Origin of the sequence: Erwinia sp. OLFS4 (assembly GCF_002752165.1) — a bacterium.
Lineage (GTDB): Bacteria > Pseudomonadota > Gammaproteobacteria > Enterobacterales > Enterobacteriaceae > Izhakiella.
This window is the reverse complement of sequence record NZ_MOMB01000069.1, coordinates 1-20,796: the sequence shown is the minus strand read 5'-3', so window position 1 is coordinate 20,796 and position 20,796 is coordinate 1. Positions and strand designations below refer to the sequence as shown.

Below are 20,796 nucleotides of genomic sequence, written 5' to 3'. Positions count from 1 at the left end.
TTATGGTCTTTATGTAAGAATATACACATTAACCGTCATATTATATTCGAAATGACGAAAAGAGATATCGTTAGCAGGTATAAAGGCTCAATTATGGGGCTGCTCTGGTCTTTCATAAATCCAGTTTTTATGCTTGCAGTATACACTCTGGTATTCTCCGAGGTTTTTAATGCAAGGTGGGGTGCTGCGAGCGCTAATGAGTCTAAGGCTCAATTCGCTATTATTTTATTTGCAGGTTTAATTATTCATGGTTTTTTTAGTGAAGTTTTGACAAAATCCCCTATGCTGATATTGAGTAATGCTAATTATGTGAAGAAGGTAGTGTTTCCATTGGAGTCCTTCCCGGTAATTGCATTACTTTCAGCATGTTTTCAGGCAGTAATTAATACAGTCGTTCTGCTTATCGCTTTTTTATTATTGGATGGATTTGTTCACTGGACGGTTTTACTTTTGCCGCTAGTTTTTATTCCAGTGATGATTTTAACACTTGCATTATGCTATATAATTTCCTCTTTAGGAGTTTATTTACGCGATCTTGGGCAGTTCATAACCATCCTGGTAACAGTGATACTTTTTCTTTCCCCGGTATTCTATCCTCTGTCAGCAGTTCCCGAAAAGTATCAATCAATAATCTTACTAAACCCACTAACTTTTATTATTGAGCAAATGAGACAGGTTATTATATGGGGGCGAATTCCTAATGTTACAGGTCTACTTACCTACACATTGATATCGCTAATTACTTTATGGTTTGGCTATTTCTGGTTCCAAAAAACACGTAAAGGATTTGCAGATGTTATCTAATGAAAATGCCCTTGAGATTATTGATGTCAGCAAATGTTATCAGATCTATGATAATCCTATCAGGCGACTTAAGCAATTTATCGTTCCTAATATTCAAAATAGAATAGGGAAAGTTCCAAGGGTTTATCATGAAGAATTTTGGGCGCTGCAGGATATCAGTTTCAATTTACCAAAAGGTGAGACAGTTGGTATTGTTGGCCGCAATGGTTCGGGAAAATCCACGTTATTGCAAATAATTGCTGGAACTCTGTCGCCTACGCAAGGAATCGTTAACGTTCATGGTAGAGTTGCCGCATTATTAGAGCTTGGCGCTGGATTCAATGGCGATTTTACAGGCCGTGAAAATGTATACTTAAATGGTGCGCTACTAGGTTTAACTAAAGAGGAGGTCGATCAGAGGTTAGATGATATATTATCGTTCGCTGATATTGGCCATTTTATTGACTCTCCAGTTAAATCATATTCCAGTGGAATGATGGTACGTTTAGCATTTGCAGTACAAGCGCAAATTAATCCTGATATCTTAATTGTCGATGAAGCGTTAGCGGTAGGTGATGCAAAATTTCAGGCGAAATGTTTTGCCAGACTTAGGCAATTAAAAAACAATGGGACTTCAATTCTATTTGTATCACATGCAACAGAACAAATAATAACCCACTGTGATAAAGCTATTCTATTAAATGATGGCATTATTATGGATAGTGGCATGCCAAAAAATATTATTAATAAATATCTTGATCTTCTGTTTGGTAAATCATCACCGTCAAATACTGCAAGAAAAAATGAAGAAGAGTATATCGAATTTTCTAGTGATCAAGAAAAAAAGCAATCTGAGATGTTCACTGATAAAAACGATATTAAATTAATCTCTACTTTAAAAATTGATGGTTTTGAAACAAGACAAAATTATAATCCTAATGAATATCGTTGGGGTGATAGAAAGGCCGAGGTGCTAGACTTTTCCCTCTTGCAGGGAAAAGATGAATATCCAATAATTGTAAAAAATAAGGGTAAGCTGACTTTCAATTTTTTATTTAAGTTCCATGAAACTATATTTAAACCAATATTTGGATTTGCAATAAAAACTATAGATGGTGTTACTATATATAATACAAATTCAAAAATACTTGGAATTCCATTTGTTGAAGTAGGTTGTGCAGGCGAAATACAAAGGGTTACAATTGAATTTCCTGTGAAATTATATCAAGGTGATTATTTTATCTCTATAGGCATAGCAAGTTATGATGCATCTGGAGAAGTTGTTCCCCATGACCGTCGCTATGATTCGATTCATATTACTGTTGAACCTACCCCAGAGTTTTTAGGGCTTGTAAATTTAGAGGCAATGATTTCCTGTGACAAACAATCAGACTAACATAATTCTCCAGGAACATGGTTTTATCTATGATTCTGAGCTGAACATCTGGATCGAAAAAGAAAAAGAAAAATTTAATTATAATGATGGTGATGAGCATGAGAATTATATTCTCGATGTAGTATCCAATGCATCTGATTGTTCTGTATTATCTCATGAACTAGCAAACAAAATTAAGGATTGGCCTTCTCAGTACCATCTTACATCTAAGCGGTCTAATTTATTACGTCCTTTCAGTGATAAATTTAAAGGAAAGAGAGTTCTCGAAATAGGCTGCGGATGTGGAGCAATAACTCGATTCGTTGCGGAATGTGGTGCCGATATTACTTCTATTGAAGGAAGTAAAAGAAGGGCCACAATTACACGTAAGCGCTGTAAAGATCTTGATAACGTCACTGTTATCTGTGCTTCAAGTCGAAACTTACCTGATATTGGTCAATTCGATTATGTGTTGCTTATTGGTGTGCTCGAATACGCTCAATGTTTTCTTGGCTATGATGGCCAAAAAAGCTTATTACAATCTTGTAAGTCGAGATTAACACCATCTGGTGCTTTATTTGTTGCGATTGAAAATCAATTAGGCATGAAATATCTGGCTGGAGCTAAAGAGGACCATCTTGGCATTCCCATGGCGGGTATCAACGATGCTTACGATGAAAATGGTGTTAAAACCTTTGGTCGTGTTGAATTAAATAAAATTATTAAAAGTGTGGGTTTTTCCGAAGTTCTGGAATATCTTCCCTTTCCAGACTATAAACTCCCTACATTATTAATTACACCAAAAGGCCATGAAGAGTTTAGTGATATTATTTATCCTTTAGTTAGCGAAGTACACTATAAGGATGCGCAACGTTCAGATACATACACTTTCTCTCTTGAACAAGCAACTAAAATAATATGGAAGAATAAACTTTCTGCTGAGCTATCAAATTCATTTCTCATGGTTGTGTCAGAAAGTGATGTTAAGTTAGATGATGATAGTTCTTTAGCATGGTACTATTCAGATGTAAGGAAAAATGATAATAATAAAAAAATAAGATTTTTCGTAGAAAATAATAATGTTAGTATAGAAACATTTAAATTTGAAGGTGAGCTGATATCTTCTGAAAGATTTTATCAAGGGGATAGTCTATGGCTCGGCCTGGTCGGTCTTGTAAATAAATATGATTGGCTAGTCAAAGATATCATTATCTGGGTCGAACGCTGGATTGAAGCTATCTTACAGGATGCGGGTGAGAAAGATAATTTAAGATGGGATTTAGAATTACCAAAAAAGTATCTTGATGCCACACCTTTTAATGTTATTAGTACTAAAGATGGTCCCATGATATTCGATCTCGAGTTGGAGGTTGAAAAACCGTTGCTTATTTCACGGCTTGTTTTTAGGGGGGTATTTAATTCTTTTCTTAGATTAACATCTATCTCCTCGACGCATAACATTCCTGATTATAATATATTCAATCTTACAAAGGGAATTCTTTTAGAGGTCTTTCCTGGAATGGATGAAGATTCTGTTGAAAATCTGTTAGCTGATGAAGTAGAGCTTGTTGCTGGAATTATTAATGTTAATAAAAATGATTTAATTGAAAGATATAAAAATTCCTATTTCGTTGTCCGTAATTCAGTAAATGAAAAGAAATTATTAGAAAATAAAATAAGGCAATTAGAGGAAGAAAATAAAATGATTGAATTACAAGCGGAATCCATCAGGGAAGAACTAAAAATTAAGAATGGATACATCGATGCGATTCTTTCGTCTAAAAGTTGGAAATTAGTATCTTTACTTAAAAGGATTGCTAATCCTTTCAGAAAATGACTTGTATTAATTGGCTGCAGAAGAGAATACTAAAGTTGAAAATTTATCGGTTTGTTAAAAAAATGCTTACACAGGGTGGGCATGATCTTATAAAATATCGTATTAAATTAATTATTAAAATTATTAGAGAAGACGGTGTGAAAGCGGCATATGCACGAGTGAAAGCTGCATATTTTAATACTTCATCTCGAGATGTTAACCGTGATTTTACTTCTCTCAATATAAGTGAAGTTAATACATTACATTCTCGTGATTTATTGCTAGAGGCTTGGTTGAAAAATGACTTTAAAAAAGCCTCAATTAAAGTTAATGAACAAAGTCATTATGTTCCTAAAGCTTTAGATAGTCTGGAAGGTGCTGAATTACCGGTAAAAATTATTGCATATTATTTACCTCAATTTCATCCTTTCAAGGAAAATAATGACTGGTGGGGGATGGGTTTTACAGAATGGACTAATGTCACTAAAGCCAGGCCTCAATATCTTGGACATCAGCAACCAAGATTGCCAGGTGAATTAGGTTTCTACGATTTACGTTTGCCTGAAGTCATGCGTCAACAAATTAACCTTGCAAAACAATATGGCGTAAACGGATTTTGTTTTCATCACTATTGGTTTGGCGGTAAGCGACTGATGGAAACTCCTGTCCAGAATTTCTTAAAAGATAAAACTCTGAATATTGACTTTTGCTTATGCTGGGCAAATGAAAACTGGACACGTAGATGGGATGGTTTAGAAAATGATGTATTAATTGCACAGAATCATTCACCAGAAGATGATATCGCTTTCTTAGATGACATTCTTCCTGCTCTTAAAGATGAACGTTATATTAAAATTGATGGCAAACCCTTACTTATATTATATCGTGCTGGAACACTACCTGACGCAAAAGAAACAGGAAAACGCTGGAGAATACATGCTAAAAAAAATGGTTTGCCTGGCCTTTATTTAGCTGTTGTTAATGCATTTGATGTTACAAGTCCTGAACCGTATGGCTTTGATGCAATCGTTGAGTTTCCACCGCATCATGTTGAAGCAAAAGAAATTACAGATAGTATTACTATGCTCAACACCGAGTTCAAAGGGCGTGTCTACGATTATGAAGAGCTGGCTCTTCGGGCGGGAAGTATCACTAATATAAAATTTCCTTATTTTAAAGCAGTTATGCCTTCCTGGGATAATGAAGCCAGAAAACCAGGTCAAGGATTTTCCTTCTATAATGCTAAGCCTGAACTGTATGCAAAGTGGTTAGATAGCGCAATCAAAACCACAATGAAACGTCGACCTGAAGAACGTCTTGTTTTTATTAATGCATGGAATGAATGGGCTGAAGGGGCACATTTAGAGCCAGACCGCCATAATGGATATGCATATTTACATGCAACGGATAATATTTTAAGAAATTCATTGGCTAAATACCAGTGTGACAATGAAGTTATTGAAAAAATCAATCAAGAGTTTAAACCATCTTCCGATTCTGCTGTCATTCTTCATGCTTATTATGAAGATTTAGCATGTGATTTGGTTGAAAAATATATATCAGGTCTTTCGGATGTACTTGATCTTATTATTACCATTCGCAGCGATGTTAAGCAGTCAACATTGGACCGTATTAAAGCCGTATTCAATAATGTATTCTTTATTCTCGTTGATAATCGAGGTCGGGATATTAGGCCTTTTATTAAGGCATTAAAAATTGCGGATGGATTTGGCTATAAATACATTTGCAAAGTCCATACCAAAAAGTCTCCTCATCGTATTGATGGTCAGCAATGGCGTGAGAGATTATTTGGTGATCTACTTTCTTCTAAAGAACGCGTTATTAATATTATAAATGCTTTCAAAAGTGAATCAGATCTTGGTGTAATTGCACCAACTCATTCATTAACCGATCTCTCTATACCTGAGATTAATTTAGGTAATCGTTATTGGCTGGATAAACTTTTTGAACGTTTGCAAAAACCAAAGTTGTCAAAAGACTATAAAACAGTTTTCCCTGCAGGTTCAATGTTTTGGTTTAGAAAAGATGCTTTAGAACCTTTGACAAGTAATCTTATTGATGAAGATGAATTTGAACTGGAAGCAGGCCAACTTGATGGCACATTGGCACATAGTATTGAGAGGGTCATAGGTGCTGTTGCGACTAAACAGAATTACCGATTGATTGAAACCACTTTCCTGTGATAATAACGCATCACTTTACAAAGAGTGATGCGTTTACGTGTTTGCCATTGTGGATATTCATAACGGATGTAAGTGTCCTGATTAAACGTAGCATTTACTTTTAAGAGTTTCCAGCATACTGATAATCTTTATCTGAAGAGATTGCCATAGGTAATCTCTTTTGACTGAGCATCATGTTATCGCCGCGATTGAGTTATTGACGCAAGGAGAACTGTTAATGATATCTACTAGGAGGGCGGCTATTATTTTTGTCTGAAACGTTTAATCAGAGTCAGTCTGTCGGGTTTATGCCTGAAACATCGATTAATGCCGTCGTTTGCGCATGTTGACTGTTATTGATGGTTGTAGTGGTGAGGCTTTATCTATAGAAATAGCCTTGAATTTGTCAGCCCTGGAATGGTTAGGATGTGTGGCAGGCTTGCGGTAAACAGTCGCTATGCCGGGATGTTTCCTGTAATAATAGTCCGAAATTGATTTTATTGACTCTGGCCGTGAGGGCAGAAACACATACTGTAAAGCTGGAATTTTTCAAACCAGACAAACTGATTTAGAACAGATTGATTGAATACTTTTAGCAACTTATCGTACAGAAACACTCGATTTCAATCCATTCATGATAACTCAATAGAGCACAGAAAATCACCATAGACGGTGGTTAGAATATATCTATGATCATTCGCTTCAATCACTAAATATCCCAATTGCAAAGGACGCCTGTTAGGCTATCACACAGCCGGGCTCTCAAAAATAACATGGAAGTAAAACGATGCTATTTACAACTTCGCTGGTATGCTAATAAAACATAGAATCTCCAGAATGACAAAATTCCGCGCAGGTTTCCCTGTGCGGAATTTTTTAAATTGGCTCCTCTGACTGGACTCGAACCAGTGACATACGGATTAACAGTCCGCCGTTCTACCGACTGAACTACAGAGGAATCGTTAGAGTGGGACGAATATAATGGCCCAGACAGGCGCTGTCAACTGCTAAAAATACCTTTTTATTCAAGTGGCTGGGAAATAGCCAGTCCGGTCATTTTGCAGTCAGATTGTGTCATACGCGTTTGAAATCAATTACCCATACCCACGGATTTACTTCCCAGCTGGCGGCGCCATACTGTTGTGCCCATTGATCGCGGTAGGCTTCTTTCGGTGAGCGGGTTTCATGGTGCAGAGTAAAAAAATTATTCAGAAAATGGTTTTCGCTCTGTACGCCTTCGGCAACAATGTCTTGTTCGCTGATGTACTGAATTTTTTCCACCCGAATACCGGTAATTTCCAGATTGATGCGGCTGGCCCAGCGCGGCATATGGATAGCGGCCTGCCATCCGATACTGGTTAATTCCGCTTCGTTATTACCAAATTGATTACTGTCGGCCCGGTACTGGCAATACTCTGGCTGTCGGAAGGCATCAGGGCTGGCTTGCCATGCTGCCATTTGATGGTCGGGTACCAGCGGACCCCGCCAGCTTTCGCGCACCCAAAGCCTGTCGCCTGGCTGACCGTAAGGGCAGTGATAACGTAGCTCACCCATTGCCCGCACCCGGTTTGCCTGCAACTGATTACGTTGGACATCAATGCCATAACAGCCCGCATGGTTGTCCTGTGCCGGGGTAAGCGGCAACGCTTTCATAATGCGGCGGGTCTGTGTCTGCATCCCCGATTTCAGGGCAGCTACGCGCTGATCGTTAAAAAGAATCGGGCGTTCTTTCATGACATAAACCTCGGCTTTTTCCTCGACGACGGTGTAATAAGTGCCATAAAAAAACAATACGATTTATCCTGCGTTAATGAAAGTAATAACTGACAGTGTTTTTTACCGTGAATAATAAATTTTTTGCAGTGGCACCGGGCAGGCAGCAGAAATTCAGCCGTTTATACACTGCCATCATTTTTAAATGATATTGATGTTTTAATGCGCAGCAATGCCGCTGGCTGACACGATAATCTGTTGCCAGCACGGCAACACAACCGTTATAACCTGAATATGGGTTTTCTGCTGATGACAATGCCAGCCGGTATTGCGTCAGGGATGACGTGTCGGATGGTCCCGCTTTTCCAGTAAACATGGAGGGATGATGTCTCTGAATGACTGGCAACAACGTTTTGAAAACTGGTTTAACCACAACTGGCAAAAAGAGGACAAGGCACACGACGTTGCGCATTTACGGCGAGTCTGGCAAACAGCGCGCCAGATTATGCGGACGGTTAAGGCTGATGAGCTGGTGGTGCTGACGGGCTGTTATTTCCATGATCTGGTTAATCTGCCCAAAAATCATCCACAAAGGCATCTGGCTTCGACGTTTGCCGCCGATCAGACCCGGCAATTACTGCGTAAACACTTTACCGATTTCCCGGCAGAAAAAATTGAAGCGGTGGTCCACTGCGTACAGGCGCACAGTTTTAGCGCCCGGATAAGTGCGGAAACCATTGAAGCAAAAATTGTTCAGGATGCCGACCGCCTTGAATCACTTGGCGCTATTGGTCTGGCCAGAACCTTTTATGTTTCCGGGGCGCTGGGGCGGGCATTATTCGATCCCGACGATCCTTTTGCCGCTGAGCGTCCGCTGGATGACCTGGAATGGGCGCTGGATCATTTTCAGGCCAAACTATTGCGCTTACCATTGACGATGCAGACCGATGAAGGTAAGAGGATGGCGACATTCAGTGCGCGCTTTCTGGTGACATATATGGCCAAGCTGAGCGCCGAGCTACAGGGAAATTATTGCGGTATCGACGAGACGATACTTAAACAGTTTACAGACGAGTAATATTAAATTTTTATGAAAGGATAGTGAATTCGCACTTTATGCGCTACTTTGCTGACTAGCCAACTAACGGAGCACGCAGCAATGGCCGACACGGTAAATTTGACCATCAAGATCAGCCCTGAGCTGAAAGAGCAGATTAAAGCATTAGCAATCGAAAACCAGACCTCGATGAGTTATGAAATTACTCAGCGCGTTGAGGCCAGTTTGCACGGCGCTGTGACCGAGCTTCACCATGCCGAAGACGGTGAGGCCCTGTCAGCCACAGAGCTGAAACAAGTGCGGGCACTGTTGAAAAAACAGAAGCAAAAAAAGAAAAAATAATGGTTTTGTTAATACGGCCGGAAATAAAACACCCGGCCGTTTTCTTGTGGCTGAAGCACAAAGGCAGATTTTGCGACAACTGATGTGACTGGCTCACCGGCGTTATGGCAGAAATAACCGGACTGTCCGGCCATTGTCGGCGCTGAGACTGTGCACGGCGTCGTCCGGCCAGAGGCGGCTGTTTACTGTAACGCGGTGATGACGGAGTCTGTCAGCGAAAGATTATCTTCCCTGAAGCACATTATTTTTCATCATCACCATAGTACTGTACGCCCAGTGTAATCAGTGCGCGCCCCTGAGATTTTCGATGCAGATTGGTGTCACGCAGTGAATAGACACAGCCACAGTACTCCTGCTGATAAAAACGTTCGCGCTTGCTGATCTCAATCATGCGCGCCGAGCCACCTTTTTTACGCCAGTTATAATCCCAGTAAATCATATCCGGATAAGGGGCAACTGCACGGGCGCCGCAGTCATTAATTTGCTGCATATTTTTCCAGCGTGAAATACCCAGAGAGCTGCTGATCACTGAAAAACCGTGTTCAAAAGCGTACAACGCGGTGCGTTCGAAGCGCATATCAAAACACATGGTACAGCGAATACCGCGTTCCGGTTCATGCTCCATGCCGTGGGCGCGGGCAAACCAGTTATCGGTGTCATAATCGGCATCAACAAAAGGAACGCCGTGCTGTTCAGCAAAGCGGATATTCTCTTCTTTACGCAGCAGATATTCTTTTTGTGGGTGAATATTGGGGTTATAGAAATACAGGGTGTAATCGATACCCGATACCAGCAATGCTTCCATGACTTCCCCTGAACAGGGTGCGCAGCAGGTATGCAGCAACAGTTTATCAGCCCCGGCTGGCAGCGTAAGTTTCTCGCGATGGGTTGTCATTATTTGGGCACCTTCATTGAATCAGGCCACTATTGTAATGCAGTTTTGCTGATCGACAAGTCTTGTGCTGCTGGCAGTGGAGAAAACTGATGATAAACTGTCGCACAAGTTTACCTTCAGGATGAATGATGAATCAACTTGACCCGTTGAGCCAGGCTGATAGCCAGCCGGTTAGCGAAGACATCAGGCACAAGCAGGCGGAAGATTACGCTTTACTAAAGCAGGTTGTGGAGATTTATGATCAGAAAACCGTTATTGCCCAACTCGGACAGCTGGCGCAACCGGCGTGGAGCAGGGAAGCGCTAAACCGCTGGCTGAAAGGTAAACCGGGCCGGGTCTTTAGCGAGGCTGAAGTGGCCGTGCTGCGCGGGATGTTGCCTGCACCGCCGGCTTGTCACCCGCATTACCGTTTCCGCTTTATTGATTTATTTGCCGGGATTGGCGGCATCCGCAGTGGCTTTGAATCAATTGGTGGCCAGTGCGTGTTTACCAGCGAGTGGAATAAGTTTGCGCAACGTACCTATAAAGCCAACTGGTACTGTGATGCGCAGCAGCACCGTTTTAACCACGATATTCGTGATATTACTCTCTCAGCCAATCCGGCCATCGACGAACAGCAGGCATACCAGCATATTGACCGTCAGATTGCGGATCATGATGTCCTGCTGGCGGGTTTTCCCTGTCAGCCGTTTTCTCTGGCAGGCGTGTCGAAAAAAAATGCCCTTGGTCGTGCCCATGGCTTTGAATGTGAAGCACAGGGTACGCTTTTTTTTGACGTCGCCCGGATTATTGCGGCAAAAAAACCGGCCATTTTTGTGCTGGAGAATGTGAAAAACCTTAAAAGTCATGACCAGGGCAGGACGTTTCGCATCATTATGTCTACCCTCGACGAACTGGGCTATGATGTTGCCGATGCCGCAGAATACGGCAGCAGTGACCCGAAAATAATCGATGGTAAACATTTCTTACCGCAACATCGTGAGCGTATCGTGCTTGTTGGCCTGCGGCGCGATCTGGCACTGCCGCCATTCAGCCTGAAAAATATTAGCCGCTATTACCCCAAACGTCGGCCATTACTCCGTGAACTGCTGGAGAGTGCGCCAGACGAAAAATATATTCTGACGCCTGCATTGTGGAAGTACCTCTATAATTATGCCCGTAAACATCAGGCAAAGGGCAACGGTTTTGGCTATGGTCTGGTTGATCCGCAGCTGGAAACCGGGGTGGTGCGTACTTTGTCGGCGCGCTATTACAAAGATGGCTCAGAAATTTTGCTCGATCGTGGCTGGGATAAGCAGCTGGCGGAACAGGATTTTTATCATGCGGACAATCTGCAGCGCCGGCCTCGTCGTTTGACGCCAAGGGAATGTGCCCGACTGATGGGATTTGAACAACCCGGCGCAACGGATTTTCGTATTCCGGTGTCAGATACTCAGGCATACCGCCAGTTCGGTAATTCGGTGGTGGTGCCGGTATTTACGGCGGTGGCGCAGCTGCTGCAACCCTGGATTGAACTGGCGGTCAGCAACGGTGATGCTGAGCGGACCTGAGTCGCGGACGGAGGGGAGCAATGGCGGATGTACATTCGGCAGAAATACGCAGTAAGAATATGCGTGCCATTGGCAACCGTGACACGGCGATCGAACGACGTGTTGCCGGTTTGCTGACTGATCTTGGCCTGACATTTGATGTCCAGGACGCCACCTTACCCGGTCGCCCCGATTTTGTCCTGGCGGAGTATAACGCCGTCATTTTTACTCATGGCTGCTTCTGGCATAAACATCACTGCCCGCTTTTTAAGCTGCCGGCAACCCGACGTGAATTCTGGCTGAAGAAGATTGATGCTAACGTGGCGCGCGATCTGCGCGATGGTCAGGCGCTGAATGCATGTGGCTGGCGGGTACTGGTTATCTGGGAATGTGCGTTACGCGGGCGACAGAAGCTCAGCGACCGGGCGCTTACGGCGCGCCTTGAAGAGTGGCTGTGTGCGGCGGACGGTAACAGTGAAATCGATCCCGCCGGGATTCATCTTAGCGCAGCGCCGACGGCATAACCTTGCAACTGAAAGTCGATCGGCCACAATCAAGGGGTAACTTCTCAATGACGGTGGGGCAATGGGCAGTGTAAAACTGACGGTGAAGCGACTGTATAAACTACATCAGGATCGCATGGTAAAAACCACTGCGACTGCCCGAATCTACATTGGCGAACGGCTGATCGCCACCGAGCAGATTGACGGTTTAACCGAAAGCCCGGTAAGCAAATATATTCATCATGATGCGGATGCGCATTTACCGCTGCGGCTGGAATGGGAATGTGACGGTATTGCGGATATGTCCGCTGTCAGCGTCGAGTTTTGCCCCTGTTGCCATCACCATGACGACTAAAAGGATAATCAGTGGCTGCAAGTAGTTTACTTACCTTACTGGATGATATTGCCACCTTACTGGATGATATTTCAGTCATGGGCAAAATTGCCGCAAAAAAAACCGCCGGCGTGCTTGGCGACGATCTTTCTCTTAATGCACAGCAGGTGAGCGGGGTGACGGCCAATCGCGAACTGCCGGTTGTCTGGGGCGTCTTTAAAGGATCTTTTATTAATAAAGTGATTCTGGTGCCGCTGGCGCTGGTGATTAGTGCCTTTGCTGCCTGGGCAATCACGCCATTGCTAATGCTGGGTGGGGCATATCTGTGTTATGAAGGGGCAGAGAAAGTATTACACAGTCTGCAACATAACAAGCATGGTGAAACGCCGCAGGCGCGCCAGCAGCGGCTGGCGCAAGAGGCACAGCAAGGGGCACAGGCCTATGAAAAGCGCAAAGTGAAAGGCGCGGTGCGCACCGATTTTATTCTGTCTGCAGAAATTGTTGCCATTACTCTTGGCGTGGTGTCTGAAGCCCCCCTGTTAAATCAGGTGGTGATTTTGTCGCTGATCGCTGTTGCGGTAACGGTGGGGGTGTATGGCCTGGTGGCGGCCATTGTTAAACTGGATGATTTAGGTCTCTGGCTACAGCAACGTCAGCGTCCGCTGCTGGACGGAATTGGCCGCATGCTGCTGGTGTTTGCCCCGCTGCTGATGAAACTGCTGTCGGTGGTTGGTACGCTGGCCATGTTTCTGGTTGGTGGCGGCATCATTGTCCATGGTGTACCGTTAGTTCATCATCTGACGGCTGGCTGGAGTGCCGGGCACAATAAGCTGGTAGCAGGCCTGATTGCCAACGGCAGCAGCCTGGTAATTGGGCTGCTACTGGGGCTGCTGGTATTGCTGGTGGTCAGTCTGATTAGCCGCTTGCGTGACAAACAGTGACGGGCGTTAACAACGGCCCGGCCAGGCATGACAGTAGGCGCTGTCGCTACGCTGGGCGTAGGACGCCAGGCGGGGAAAATCTGCCGCACGGTAGTTAAGTTTCGGTCTGGCAAGGCGGGCCATTTGTTTGCCAGGTAATAACTGCAGCTGGGCCAGTTGTTCAAGTCGGTAGTGCTGCCAGCGGTGTGGCAGGCTCAGCCGCCAGGGTTTTGCCTGTTCGCCGGGCACGGGTGTTGGAAAACGCTGGTCGCTGACGCTGTAATTGCGCTGCCGCACCAGATATTTTTCCGGTAGCCGTCGGCGGCTGTTCCACCAGCGTCCATCCAGCATATCAAAATGAAAGCGCGTAGCGCTAGCCGGCTGCCCGCCAAGCTGAATTAATGCTTCGTGCAACCCCTGCGCCATGGCGCTGTCATACTGCTCTCTGCTGGCGGTCTGGCCAGTGAGGATCAGCGCAACGGCGATGCGGGTACCTAGCAGATTTGAATAGAGGTCTTCCGGCGAGAACGCCGAAACGCCTTCGGGAAAACCGGGCACTGATTCAAACCCGTACCACTGGGCTATTTCATGCCAGGCGGCCAGCTGAAAGGCCAGTCTGGCCGCAAGCCAGGCGGACAGGGCATAGCGCTGTTTTGCTGATGGCGGTGGCGTAAAGGCACGGAATTGAATCTGCCGCCGGGCCAGCTCATCGCTAAGCTGCAGACGGAAGGTCTGACCCAGCCTGGCCTGTAGCTGGCTGAACAGATAGACCGTCATGTCCGCGCTATCGCGGACATGAGCCGTATCGATAAAGCCACCATGCGACGTATAAATAATGCCGTTGTGTTCATCGCCAATACCCATCAGATTTATCAGACCACGCATCAGGCTATCGTTATAGTGATGATAGCCTGTGCTATCAGGGGTCATGACGTTATCCAGCTGATAAAAAGGCACCGCGATTCCCAGCAGTTGTGCATGCAGGTTATAACCGAAAGCACAGCAGGGACGCAGTCCTTCCGGTGCGGGTAGCGGTGACATGACCGGCCAGGCCTGATAGCTTAAATGTTCAGGCGGCTGTGTTAATGATAGCGGAAGCGGAATGACTGCCCGGGCAACGAATGGTGTCAGCAGCAGCCAGGCTATCAGCAGAGGTGTCCTTGGGTTCAAAATGCTTCTCCTACCTGAAAGTAAAATCCGCTGCTGCTTTTGCCTATGCCGTAATCCAGACGAATATTCATGCGAGGCTTAAATTCAAAGCGATAGCCCACGCCGGTTGAAGGAAGCCAGCGGCCATTATTTAGCTGATGAAATGAAGGTGACATCGTACCGGCTCCGAGCCAGGCAACGATGCCGTGACGCCAGCTGAGTTTTTTGCGCAGTTCCAGCTGGCCACTAATGACGTTCTTATCACGGTAACGTCCGGCATAGTAGCCGCGCATCCGGTGGCTGTTGCCGAGTTGCGCCAGCATATTCCAGGGCACCTGTCCCTGGGTAAATTCGCCGTACAGTTCCCAGGCGAGTACGCTGCTGTCAGTGAGCGGATGATAGTGACTGTAATGCAAATTCAACGCCTCAAAGCGCGTGTCGCTGCCGGTTTCAGGGGCATAGTGGGTATAACGGATACGCGCTTGCTGACCGGAGCGTGGATTAGGAACGAAATCCCGGTTATCCCAGCTCAGCTCGGCGCTGGCACCGGAACTTAGGCTGGATGCCCCTTGGGGGGGTTGTTCTATCCGATGATAACGGTTGTCACCGCTGTTTGCCGCGTGCAACATGTCCAGTGACCAGCCAATTCCCAGATAGGTAAAACGGGTCAGACGGCGGTAGATAACCGGTTTCAGTGCCAGCGCTTGTGCCCGGTATTTTTGTTTGTCCGGGTTATCGTCACCGGCAGCAAAACCCTGGCCCCAGAAATAAGCGGGCGTGTTGTTCAGGGTGCCGTCAAGAAAGAAACGCCAGCGGTCGCCGGCGTAGAAGGTATAGTTGTTGAAATTGAGGCCAAGTGCGCCGGTACTGCTGACATAACCGCTGAGCGTCATTGTTGAATTCTGACTGGTGCTGTCGCTGGCATCCGGACGGTAGATGCCCACGGCAGCAATACCCAGCCCCAGACCAAGCTCAGGGGTATAAAACGGCCCGGGCATCAGGCCCCAGTCAATACGCTTTGTCGCATCAAACTTGTCGCTGGCCCCCAATGGCCGCAACCAGCGGTCGATTTGTACCCGATCGGGCAGCAATGAGTGTGCATTGCTGTTACAGGCAAACAACCCACTTAGCGCCAGGGTTATCAGCGTGGTCCCAGCTTTCAAAAGCGAAATTCACCGGCAACGAAAAAGCTATTACGCTTCATAAAACCGAACTCCGTAGTGACATTAAAGTTACGGGTGATTTCATATTGCGTGCCAACCAACGCGTTCCACGGTGATTGCAGATGTTGTTTCACGTCAAAACGGCCATGTCCTTCGCCGTTGGCGAGCGCCAGTAATTGCCGCAAATCGGCCGAAGGCATATGTAGGTCGTTCAGACTGCCTTTAAATTGCTGTTGTACGTTCTGATACATACTGCCTACCCAGACGCTGAGTTTACCGGAGGGCAGGTGAATGCGATCGATACCCGGGGTCGTGAAGCGGTAACCAATACGTGGTGACAGGGTGAAGGCGTCTATGCTGCCATCAAGGATATTAAAACGGGTCTGGGTATAGTTAGCATCCAGAGACGTAAACCAGTTATCTATTCCGCCAACCAGCGTGGTCCCGGCACCGTAGGTTGTACCCTTAAAATCGAGCTGAAATTTAAGATTTTGCAGGCTGTCTGGTCGCAGGGTGCCACCGCCGGGCATATTGATGCCGACGCTGACATTGGAAACCGAATGGCCATCGGTATGACCGACCAGACCATAGACGTTCAGAAAGGGCAGCAGCCAGGTATCGAGTTTCAGGGTTTCGGTTTTACTTCTTTCCCGGGTATGTCCGGCGTTAAGTGAAAAAGCGTTGTCCAGGGGGATAGGACCCAACGCCAGGCCGGAGAACTTAATACTCTCAACGTTAATATTCTGGCGCATGTTCATGTAATTTACATTCACGCCGAACGGTTCCGGTAAATCATATCCCCGCTGTCGAGCCTCATCGCCCCAAAAAGGAAGGACCGATGATGTGGTTTTTTTTACCTGATGATTTGCCGGCTTTATTGCTGCAGACGACGGGTCTGCCTGATAATGATAAATGGATGCGGGTGGCGTAGTTGCCGCGGCTGCATCCCATATTTGACAGGCCATGCAAGGCAGGCCTATCAGTGCCACGCGTATAGAGTTATTCATGTTCCATCACAAAATTAAATTGGCGCTACGTCGCCGGGTTAAACGTGAAAGCAAAAGCTATATTATTCTTTAGTTATCTTCGTATATTTCAGTGCTGATTTACATTAAATAACAAAAAATGTATGGGTATTATATTTTTTTGCCGGGCGGCTGTGAATATGACTATGACTAGTCTGCACTGAATAACGTCGTGCTCAGGCCGTTTTACTGGTCAAATATGTTGAAAGCATTTATTAATCCAGACGCTAATATCGCAAAAAACCGCACATAATGTTTTTTATAAATCCGGCGGCGCAGGCAATGTTATTAACCGGTACGTTGCCGCTGCATTGTGATTGCGCCATTGACTGGCCGGCAGATGACAGACAAATGGCTATATCACCATGATGGACTATTATGGCGGATAGTTTGTGCGCATCAGGCAAATCTGTCTGGCAGCGTGCGGTTGAAATCAGTATAAAAGCAATATAAACCGTGCAGATCCCTGGAGGAGCAATGAAAGACGATGACCTTTTTGACTTTGATTTAGACGGTGCTGAGCTGGAAAAAGCGCAGGCCCGCGCCGCACAAAAAGCCAGTGAACTCCCGGATGATTTAAGTGATGAAGCCGATTGTGAAGGCTGCAAAATCTGACTGAGCGGTGTGTACGCCTGGCCGATAAGTGAGTATTTATGCTGCTGATTACGCATTTTTACCTGTCTGCTTGTCTTTAGTACAATTTTTTTCGCTTCTTCACGGTAAAAAGGGCGGATTACTGCTATACCTTTAGCAGATTTTCACTCAACGAAAGGGAGGCGGGTATGGATTTTGCGGTTAGCGATGAAGTGCAGCATAAAAAGGATGGCCAGCGCATGATTGTCACGGCGCTACGGGCTGGAATGGTTGAGTGTCGTTGGTACGACGGTTATTGCGTCAGGCGCGAAGCTTTCCGCGAAGACGAGCTGGTGGCACTTACTCACCAGCTGGCCGGATAGTCAATAAGCGGCAGCCCGGTTTCTGCAGGGCTGGCGTTTAATCATGCCCGCGGTCAGACCTTCCCCTGATTATCATCCTCCACGGCCTGCCACAGGCGCGGCAAAATATCCGGGAAGGCAGAACGTACCCGGTTCCAGCTGGGAATAAACGGTTTGTCATTCGGTCGTTTCATAAATGATTCGCCGGCTTCGAGAATAGACTGGGTAAACATCTCGACGGCCGCTTCTTCAGCATGCTGATCAAAACTCAAGCCGCTCATGGCGGCCTGGTGGTTATAAATTTCCATTACGTCAAGCGCATTACGGTAATAGGTGGCTTTCAGTACGCGGAACGAGTCGCTGGTAAGCGGTACGCCCATTGTTGCCAGTTTGCGCAGCAGAGACTGTACAATATCATTACTCATCCGCCGTAAGCCGCCGCTGCCATCCTCTTCTGCCAGAGGCTGATGTTTGTGATCGTAATTATCGGCAATTTCCACCTGACAACACTGTCGGGTCGTATGATTACGGTAAATTTCAGATAACACGCCGATCTCCAGCCCCCAGTCTCCGGGGATCTTAATCCCGTTCAGCACCTGGGTACGCATGGCAAATTCCCCGGAAAGCGGGTAGCGAAAGCTGCTAAGGTAATCAAGATACTCTGAATGACCATATACTTTTTGCAACGAACGCAGCAGCGGTCCAACCAACAGGCGACTAACGCGTCCGTTGAGCTTATTGTTGGCCACCCTGGCGTAAAAACCTTTGCTAAATTCATACTGAAAAGCCGGGTTTGCCAGCGGATAAAGCAGGCGAGCCAGCATGCTGCGGTCATATGTGACAATGTCACAGTCGTGCAACGCGACGCATTCGGTCCGGTCCGAGGCAAGAGTGTAACCACTGCAATACCAGACATTACGGCCCTTACCAGCCTGGGCCGGTGCCAGCCCTTCACGTGCCAGCTCGTCGTCCAGTGCTTTCAGGCGCGGTCCGTCGTTCCACAAAATACGGTGGCGCTGGGGCAGACGGGAAAAAAACTCACGTGCGAACATAAACTGGTCGCGGTCGGCACGATCCAGACCGATAACAATTTCTTCCAGCCAGTTTACCTGGGTGAGTTGGCCGATAATATTATCCAGTGCCGGCCCTTCCAGTTCGGAAAATAACGAGGGTAGAATCAGACCCATTTTACGCCGGCGGGCAAAACCGACCATCTGTCGCTCAATGTCATCACTGCTGCGCTGCGCCAGATTATGAAAGTTGGTAATAATGCCGTTCTGATAGAAATCACTCATGGCTCCCCCTGGGACGGCGCAAGGCCGTGATGAACGCCGTTATCCGGCAAGAAAAACGTCAAGACCTTCACTCCAGCCAGTCGGACCCTGGGCCTGAGTGTAATAAACCTGCGGTGCAGGATTGTGTCTGAGCTGTACCGGGCTTTTACTGTGACCACGGATGACGATGGCGTAGTCGACGCTCTGCAGCATATCGACATCGTTTGGCCCGTCGCCCAGCCCGATGGTTACCGGGGGCGGTGCCTGCTTGTCTGGATAATGCGTCAGCAGCCAGCGCAGGGCGGCACCTTTGCCGCTTTCTTTACCCATCACGCTCCAGAAGCGCCCGCCTTCAACGATGGTCAGGCCCGCCAGCGACAGATGCTGAGAAAAATGGGTAAAGCGGCTGGCCGTATCGCGCCAGATAAGCGATTCAGAGGCCTGACGCTGACGGGCCAATGCCGCCGCGCCCGGCGTCAGGCCGGTCCATAATGCGACGTCACTGGCAGTCACGTCGGCAAAACCGGTGAATTTATAGCCGTAACGCTGGCGTAAATCATCCAGCGTCTGACAAATATGGTGATAATCTGCGCCACCGAGGCGTTGTAATGGCTGCGCCTGGCCGGGCAATTCTATCTGCGTCAGCGCGCCGTTTTCACTGATAAAAGGCAGATCGCTAAGTCCCAGTTGCTGCTGAAGTGGCACAATTTCGCTGGCAGTTTTACTGCTGCAAATAATCACCGGTTGCTGATATTGATTCAGCTTGTCCAGCCAGCGCTGCGCCGGTTGCCAGCTGTAGCTATGATGGTCGAGTAACGATCCGTCCAGGTCGGTGACAATCAACAGTGAATCGGTGACGGATAGCATCTGTTTGCCCCTCATTTGTCTGAGCGAGACCGTTGCGCTGTCAGATGAGTATAATCAGTCATCCGCGCCAGACATGCCGACAGAGCGCCTATTGATGCTAAGAATGCTCCTAAACTGCTGCGGGGTGGGATAGCCACTGTGCTGAGTCATTGCCGGCGTGGCGGCATCTATTTGTATGATTAACGGGAAAGCGGCAGAAAAAAAAAGCCCGCGCAATGCGGGCAAAATCCTTGTTACTTTTAGTTTACTGCCCCTTTGGGGGTGGTGCAGTGGGGCAATTATACGCTGCAGCGGTGTAAGTATTCCGCCGGACAAATGTTAAAATAACGCAAAAGCTGACCTGACACGTACAGTACGCGGAAGATTACTGGCAACATCTGGCTTTGCAGCTGCAGCCTGACGGAGAGAAATGATGAAAGTAAATGATCGGGTAACGGTAAAAACCGATGGCGGGCCACGGCGCCATGGGACTATTCTGGCGGTGGAGCCTTTCAGTGAGGGCACCATGTATCTGGTTGCACTGGAAGATTATCCGATGGGGATTTGGTTTTTTAATGAAACCGCCCATCCGGACGGTATTTTTGTTGAATTACGCGATGACTAAGCCCCTTGCATTTACCTGGAATGGTGGCATTACCACAACCGGTGGCAAAACGGTTGTGGTTGTAGTCATTACTTAGCGAGCATTAACATAAATTCCGCTGGTTACATTATCTGTCAGCCTGACGACATGATAAATAATCTGGGTGATGCCTCTAATTGGTTGAATCTGATGTATAATGCGGGCTTTTGAGGTTCTCTTATGGCCAGCGTTAACGTTCATTGTCCCCGTTGTCAGTCTGTTCAGGTTTACCGCCATGGTCAGAACCCTAAAGGCTATGACAGATTTCGCTGCCGTGACTGCCACCGCGTGTTTCAACTCACTTACGCTTA

The 20,796-nt window shown here is 46.4% G+C and carries 21 protein-coding genes, 1 tRNA gene and 1 pseudogene; 14 read left to right on the top strand and 9 right to left on the bottom strand.

All coding sequences use genetic code 11. The features are described from left to right. Positions 1-51: 51 nt before the first annotated feature. The 4 genes from BL249_RS17355 to BL249_RS17340 are packed head-to-tail and all read left to right on the top strand — an operon-like array spanning position 52 to position 6,178. Positions 52-804 carry an ABC transporter permease gene (locus BL249_RS17355; RefSeq protein ID WP_199073521.1) on the top strand — a complete coding sequence of 251 codons (753 nt, stop codon included), beginning with the start codon at positions 52-54 and terminating at the stop codon, positions 802-804. Beyond that, a complete protein-coding gene (locus BL249_RS17350; RefSeq protein WP_099706641.1) occupies positions 794-2,179 on the top strand; it encodes an ABC transporter ATP-binding protein in 1,386 nt (461 codons plus the stop codon). Before BL249_RS17355 ends, BL249_RS17350 begins: the two co-directional genes overlap by 11 nt. Then, positions 2,160-3,995: a class I SAM-dependent methyltransferase gene (locus BL249_RS17345; RefSeq protein WP_099706642.1), complete on the top strand. Its 1,836-nt coding sequence runs from the start codon at positions 2,160-2,162 to the stop codon at positions 3,993-3,995. The genes BL249_RS17350 and BL249_RS17345 overlap by 20 nt, the downstream gene beginning before the upstream one ends. Before the next feature lie 35 nt (positions 3,996-4,030). Then, a complete protein-coding gene (locus BL249_RS17340; RefSeq protein ID WP_158234020.1) occupies positions 4,031-6,178 on the top strand; it encodes a glycoside hydrolase family 99-like domain-containing protein in 2,148 nt (715 codons plus the stop codon). A gap of 861 nt (positions 6,179-7,039) precedes the next feature. Here the strand turns inward: BL249_RS17340 and BL249_RS17335 are convergent. Next, positions 7,040-7,115, bottom strand: a tRNA-Asn gene (locus BL249_RS17335). 116 nt (positions 7,116-7,231) lie between these two features. Continuing rightward, positions 7,232-7,891 carry a hypothetical protein gene (locus BL249_RS17330; RefSeq protein ID WP_099706656.1) on the bottom strand — a complete coding sequence of 220 codons (660 nt, stop codon included), beginning with the start codon at positions 7,889-7,891 and terminating at the stop codon, positions 7,232-7,234. 364 nt (positions 7,892-8,255) lie between these two features. Here BL249_RS17330 and BL249_RS17320 point away from each other — a divergent pair, with 364 nt between their 5' ends. Beyond that, on the top strand, positions 8,256-8,948 hold the full coding sequence (locus tag BL249_RS17320) for a phosphohydrolase (RefSeq protein ID WP_099706645.1): 693 nt from the start codon (positions 8,256-8,258) through the stop codon (positions 8,946-8,948). Positions 8,949-9,029: 81 nt separating this feature from the next. Further along, positions 9,030-9,269, top strand: a complete 240-nt coding sequence (locus tag BL249_RS17315; RefSeq protein WP_099706646.1) for an Arc family DNA-binding protein — start codon at positions 9,030-9,032, stop codon at positions 9,267-9,269. A 241-nt stretch (positions 9,270-9,510) separates the two neighbouring features. Here the strand turns inward: BL249_RS17315 and BL249_RS17310 are convergent, their stop codons facing one another. Beyond that, positions 9,511-10,164, bottom strand: a complete 654-nt coding sequence (locus BL249_RS17310) for an epoxyqueuosine reductase QueH (protein WP_099706647.1) — start codon at positions 10,162-10,164, stop codon at positions 9,511-9,513. Between the two features lie 128 nt (positions 10,165-10,292). On the opposite strand from BL249_RS17310, the gene BL249_RS17305 reads away from it, so the two are divergent. From BL249_RS17305 to BL249_RS17290, 4 genes are all read left to right on the top strand, one after another. Continuing rightward, entirely contained in the window at positions 10,293-11,714 is a 1,422-nt protein-coding gene (locus tag BL249_RS17305; protein WP_099706648.1) for a DNA cytosine methyltransferase, read from the top strand. A 20-nt stretch (positions 11,715-11,734) separates the two neighbouring features. Further along, positions 11,735-12,217 (top strand): very short patch repair endonuclease, encoded by a 483-nt coding sequence (locus BL249_RS17300; protein ID WP_099706649.1) that lies wholly within the window; start codon positions 11,735-11,737, stop codon positions 12,215-12,217. Positions 12,218-12,278: 61 nt separating this feature from the next. Then, the gene (locus BL249_RS17295; protein ID WP_099706650.1) at positions 12,279-12,551 is read left to right on the top strand and encodes a hypothetical protein; all 273 of its coding nucleotides are present in this window, start codon (positions 12,279-12,281) and stop codon (positions 12,549-12,551) included. An 11-nt stretch (positions 12,552-12,562) separates the two neighbouring features. Further along, positions 12,563-13,471, top strand: a complete 909-nt coding sequence (locus BL249_RS17290; RefSeq protein ID WP_099706651.1) for a DUF808 family protein — start codon at positions 12,563-12,565, stop codon at positions 13,469-13,471. Between the two features lie 6 nt (positions 13,472-13,477). Here the strand turns inward: BL249_RS17290 and BL249_RS17285 are convergent, their stop codons facing one another. The 3 genes from BL249_RS17285 to BL249_RS17275 are packed head-to-tail and all read right to left on the bottom strand — an operon-like array spanning position 13,478 to position 16,769. Next, entirely contained in the window at positions 13,478-14,620 is a 1,143-nt protein-coding gene (locus BL249_RS17285) for a DUF4056 domain-containing protein (protein ID WP_241898918.1), read from the bottom strand. Then, positions 14,617-15,735: a BamA/TamA family outer membrane protein gene (locus BL249_RS17280; protein ID WP_446717724.1), complete on the bottom strand. Its 1,119-nt coding sequence runs from the start codon at positions 15,733-15,735 to the stop codon at positions 14,617-14,619. The genes BL249_RS17285 and BL249_RS17280 overlap by 4 nt, the downstream gene beginning before the upstream one ends. 23 nt (positions 15,736-15,758) lie before the next feature. Continuing rightward, complete coding sequence (locus BL249_RS17275) at positions 15,759-16,769, bottom strand: hypothetical protein (protein WP_446717723.1); 1,011 nt, start codon at positions 16,767-16,769, stop codon at positions 15,759-15,761. A gap of 495 nt (positions 16,770-17,264) precedes the next feature. On the opposite strand from BL249_RS17275, the gene BL249_RS19155 reads away from it, so the two are divergent. After that, a complete protein-coding gene (locus tag BL249_RS19155) occupies positions 17,265-17,402 on the top strand; it encodes a hypothetical protein (protein ID WP_168174305.1) in 138 nt (45 codons plus the stop codon). 167 nt (positions 17,403-17,569) lie between these two features. Next, positions 17,570-17,743 (top strand): YodC family protein, encoded by a 174-nt coding sequence (locus BL249_RS17270; RefSeq protein ID WP_099706652.1) that lies wholly within the window; start codon positions 17,570-17,572, stop codon positions 17,741-17,743. Between the two features lie 53 nt (positions 17,744-17,796). On the opposite strand, the gene BL249_RS17265 is transcribed toward BL249_RS17270, so the two are convergent. Beyond that, positions 17,797-19,017 (bottom strand): glycosyl transferase, encoded by a 1,221-nt coding sequence (locus BL249_RS17265; RefSeq protein WP_099706653.1) that lies wholly within the window; start codon positions 19,015-19,017, stop codon positions 17,797-17,799. Between the two features lie 39 nt (positions 19,018-19,056). Next, positions 19,057-19,863 carry a mannosyl-3-phosphoglycerate phosphatase-related protein gene (locus tag BL249_RS17260; protein WP_099706654.1) on the bottom strand — a complete coding sequence of 269 codons (807 nt, stop codon included), beginning with the start codon at positions 19,861-19,863 and terminating at the stop codon, positions 19,057-19,059. 412 nt (positions 19,864-20,275) lie between these two features. On the opposite strand from BL249_RS17260, the gene dsrB reads away from it, so the two are divergent. Next, the gene (dsrB, locus tag BL249_RS17255) at positions 20,276-20,467 is read left to right on the top strand and encodes a protein DsrB (RefSeq protein WP_168174306.1); all 192 of its coding nucleotides are present in this window, start codon (positions 20,276-20,278) and stop codon (positions 20,465-20,467) included. Positions 20,468-20,539: 72 nt separating this feature from the next. Here the strand turns inward: dsrB and BL249_RS19150 are convergent. After that, positions 20,540-20,608, bottom strand: a pseudogene (locus tag BL249_RS19150) (transcriptional regulator RcsA); the annotation flags it as partial. A gap of 57 nt (positions 20,609-20,665) precedes the next feature. Here BL249_RS19150 and BL249_RS17250 point away from each other — a divergent pair. After that, positions 20,666-20,796: IS1 family transposase (locus BL249_RS17250; protein WP_342633895.1), on the top strand; the 131-nt coding region annotated here is incomplete at its 3' end.

Coding starts and splice junctions, on each gene's coding strand:
- BL249_RS17355 (WP_199073521.1), top strand. CDS start 52: ATGACGAAAAGAGATATCGTTAGCAGGTATAAAGGCTCAATTATGGGG.
- BL249_RS17350 (WP_099706641.1), top strand. CDS start 794: ATGTTATCTAATGAAAATGCCCTTGAGATTATTGATGTCAGCAAATGT.
- BL249_RS17330 (WP_099706656.1), bottom strand. CDS start 7,891: ATGAAAGAACGCCCGATTCTTTTTAACGATCAGCGCGTAGCTGCCCTG.
- BL249_RS17320 (WP_099706645.1), top strand. CDS start 8,256: ATGTCTCTGAATGACTGGCAACAACGTTTTGAAAACTGGTTTAACCAC.
- BL249_RS17315 (WP_099706646.1), top strand. CDS start 9,030: ATGGCCGACACGGTAAATTTGACCATCAAGATCAGCCCTGAGCTGAAA.
- BL249_RS17310 (WP_099706647.1), bottom strand. CDS start 10,164: ATGACAACCCATCGCGAGAAACTTACGCTGCCAGCCGGGGCTGATAAA.
- BL249_RS17305 (WP_099706648.1), top strand. CDS start 10,293: ATGAATCAACTTGACCCGTTGAGCCAGGCTGATAGCCAGCCGGTTAGC.
- BL249_RS17300 (WP_099706649.1), top strand. CDS start 11,735: ATGGCGGATGTACATTCGGCAGAAATACGCAGTAAGAATATGCGTGCC.
- BL249_RS17295 (WP_099706650.1), top strand. CDS start 12,279: ATGGGCAGTGTAAAACTGACGGTGAAGCGACTGTATAAACTACATCAG.
- BL249_RS17275 (WP_446717723.1), bottom strand. CDS start 16,769: ATGAATAACTCTATACGCGTGGCACTGATAGGCCTGCCTTGCATGGCC.
- BL249_RS19155 (WP_168174305.1), top strand. CDS start 17,265: ATGAAAGACGATGACCTTTTTGACTTTGATTTAGACGGTGCTGAGCTG.
- BL249_RS17270 (WP_099706652.1), top strand. CDS start 17,570: ATGGATTTTGCGGTTAGCGATGAAGTGCAGCATAAAAAGGATGGCCAG.
- BL249_RS17265 (WP_099706653.1), bottom strand. CDS start 19,017: ATGAGTGATTTCTATCAGAACGGCATTATTACCAACTTTCATAATCTG.
- BL249_RS17260 (WP_099706654.1), bottom strand. CDS start 19,863: ATGCTATCCGTCACCGATTCACTGTTGATTGTCACCGACCTGGACGGA.
- dsrB (WP_168174306.1), top strand. CDS start 20,276: ATGAAAGTAAATGATCGGGTAACGGTAAAAACCGATGGCGGGCCACGG.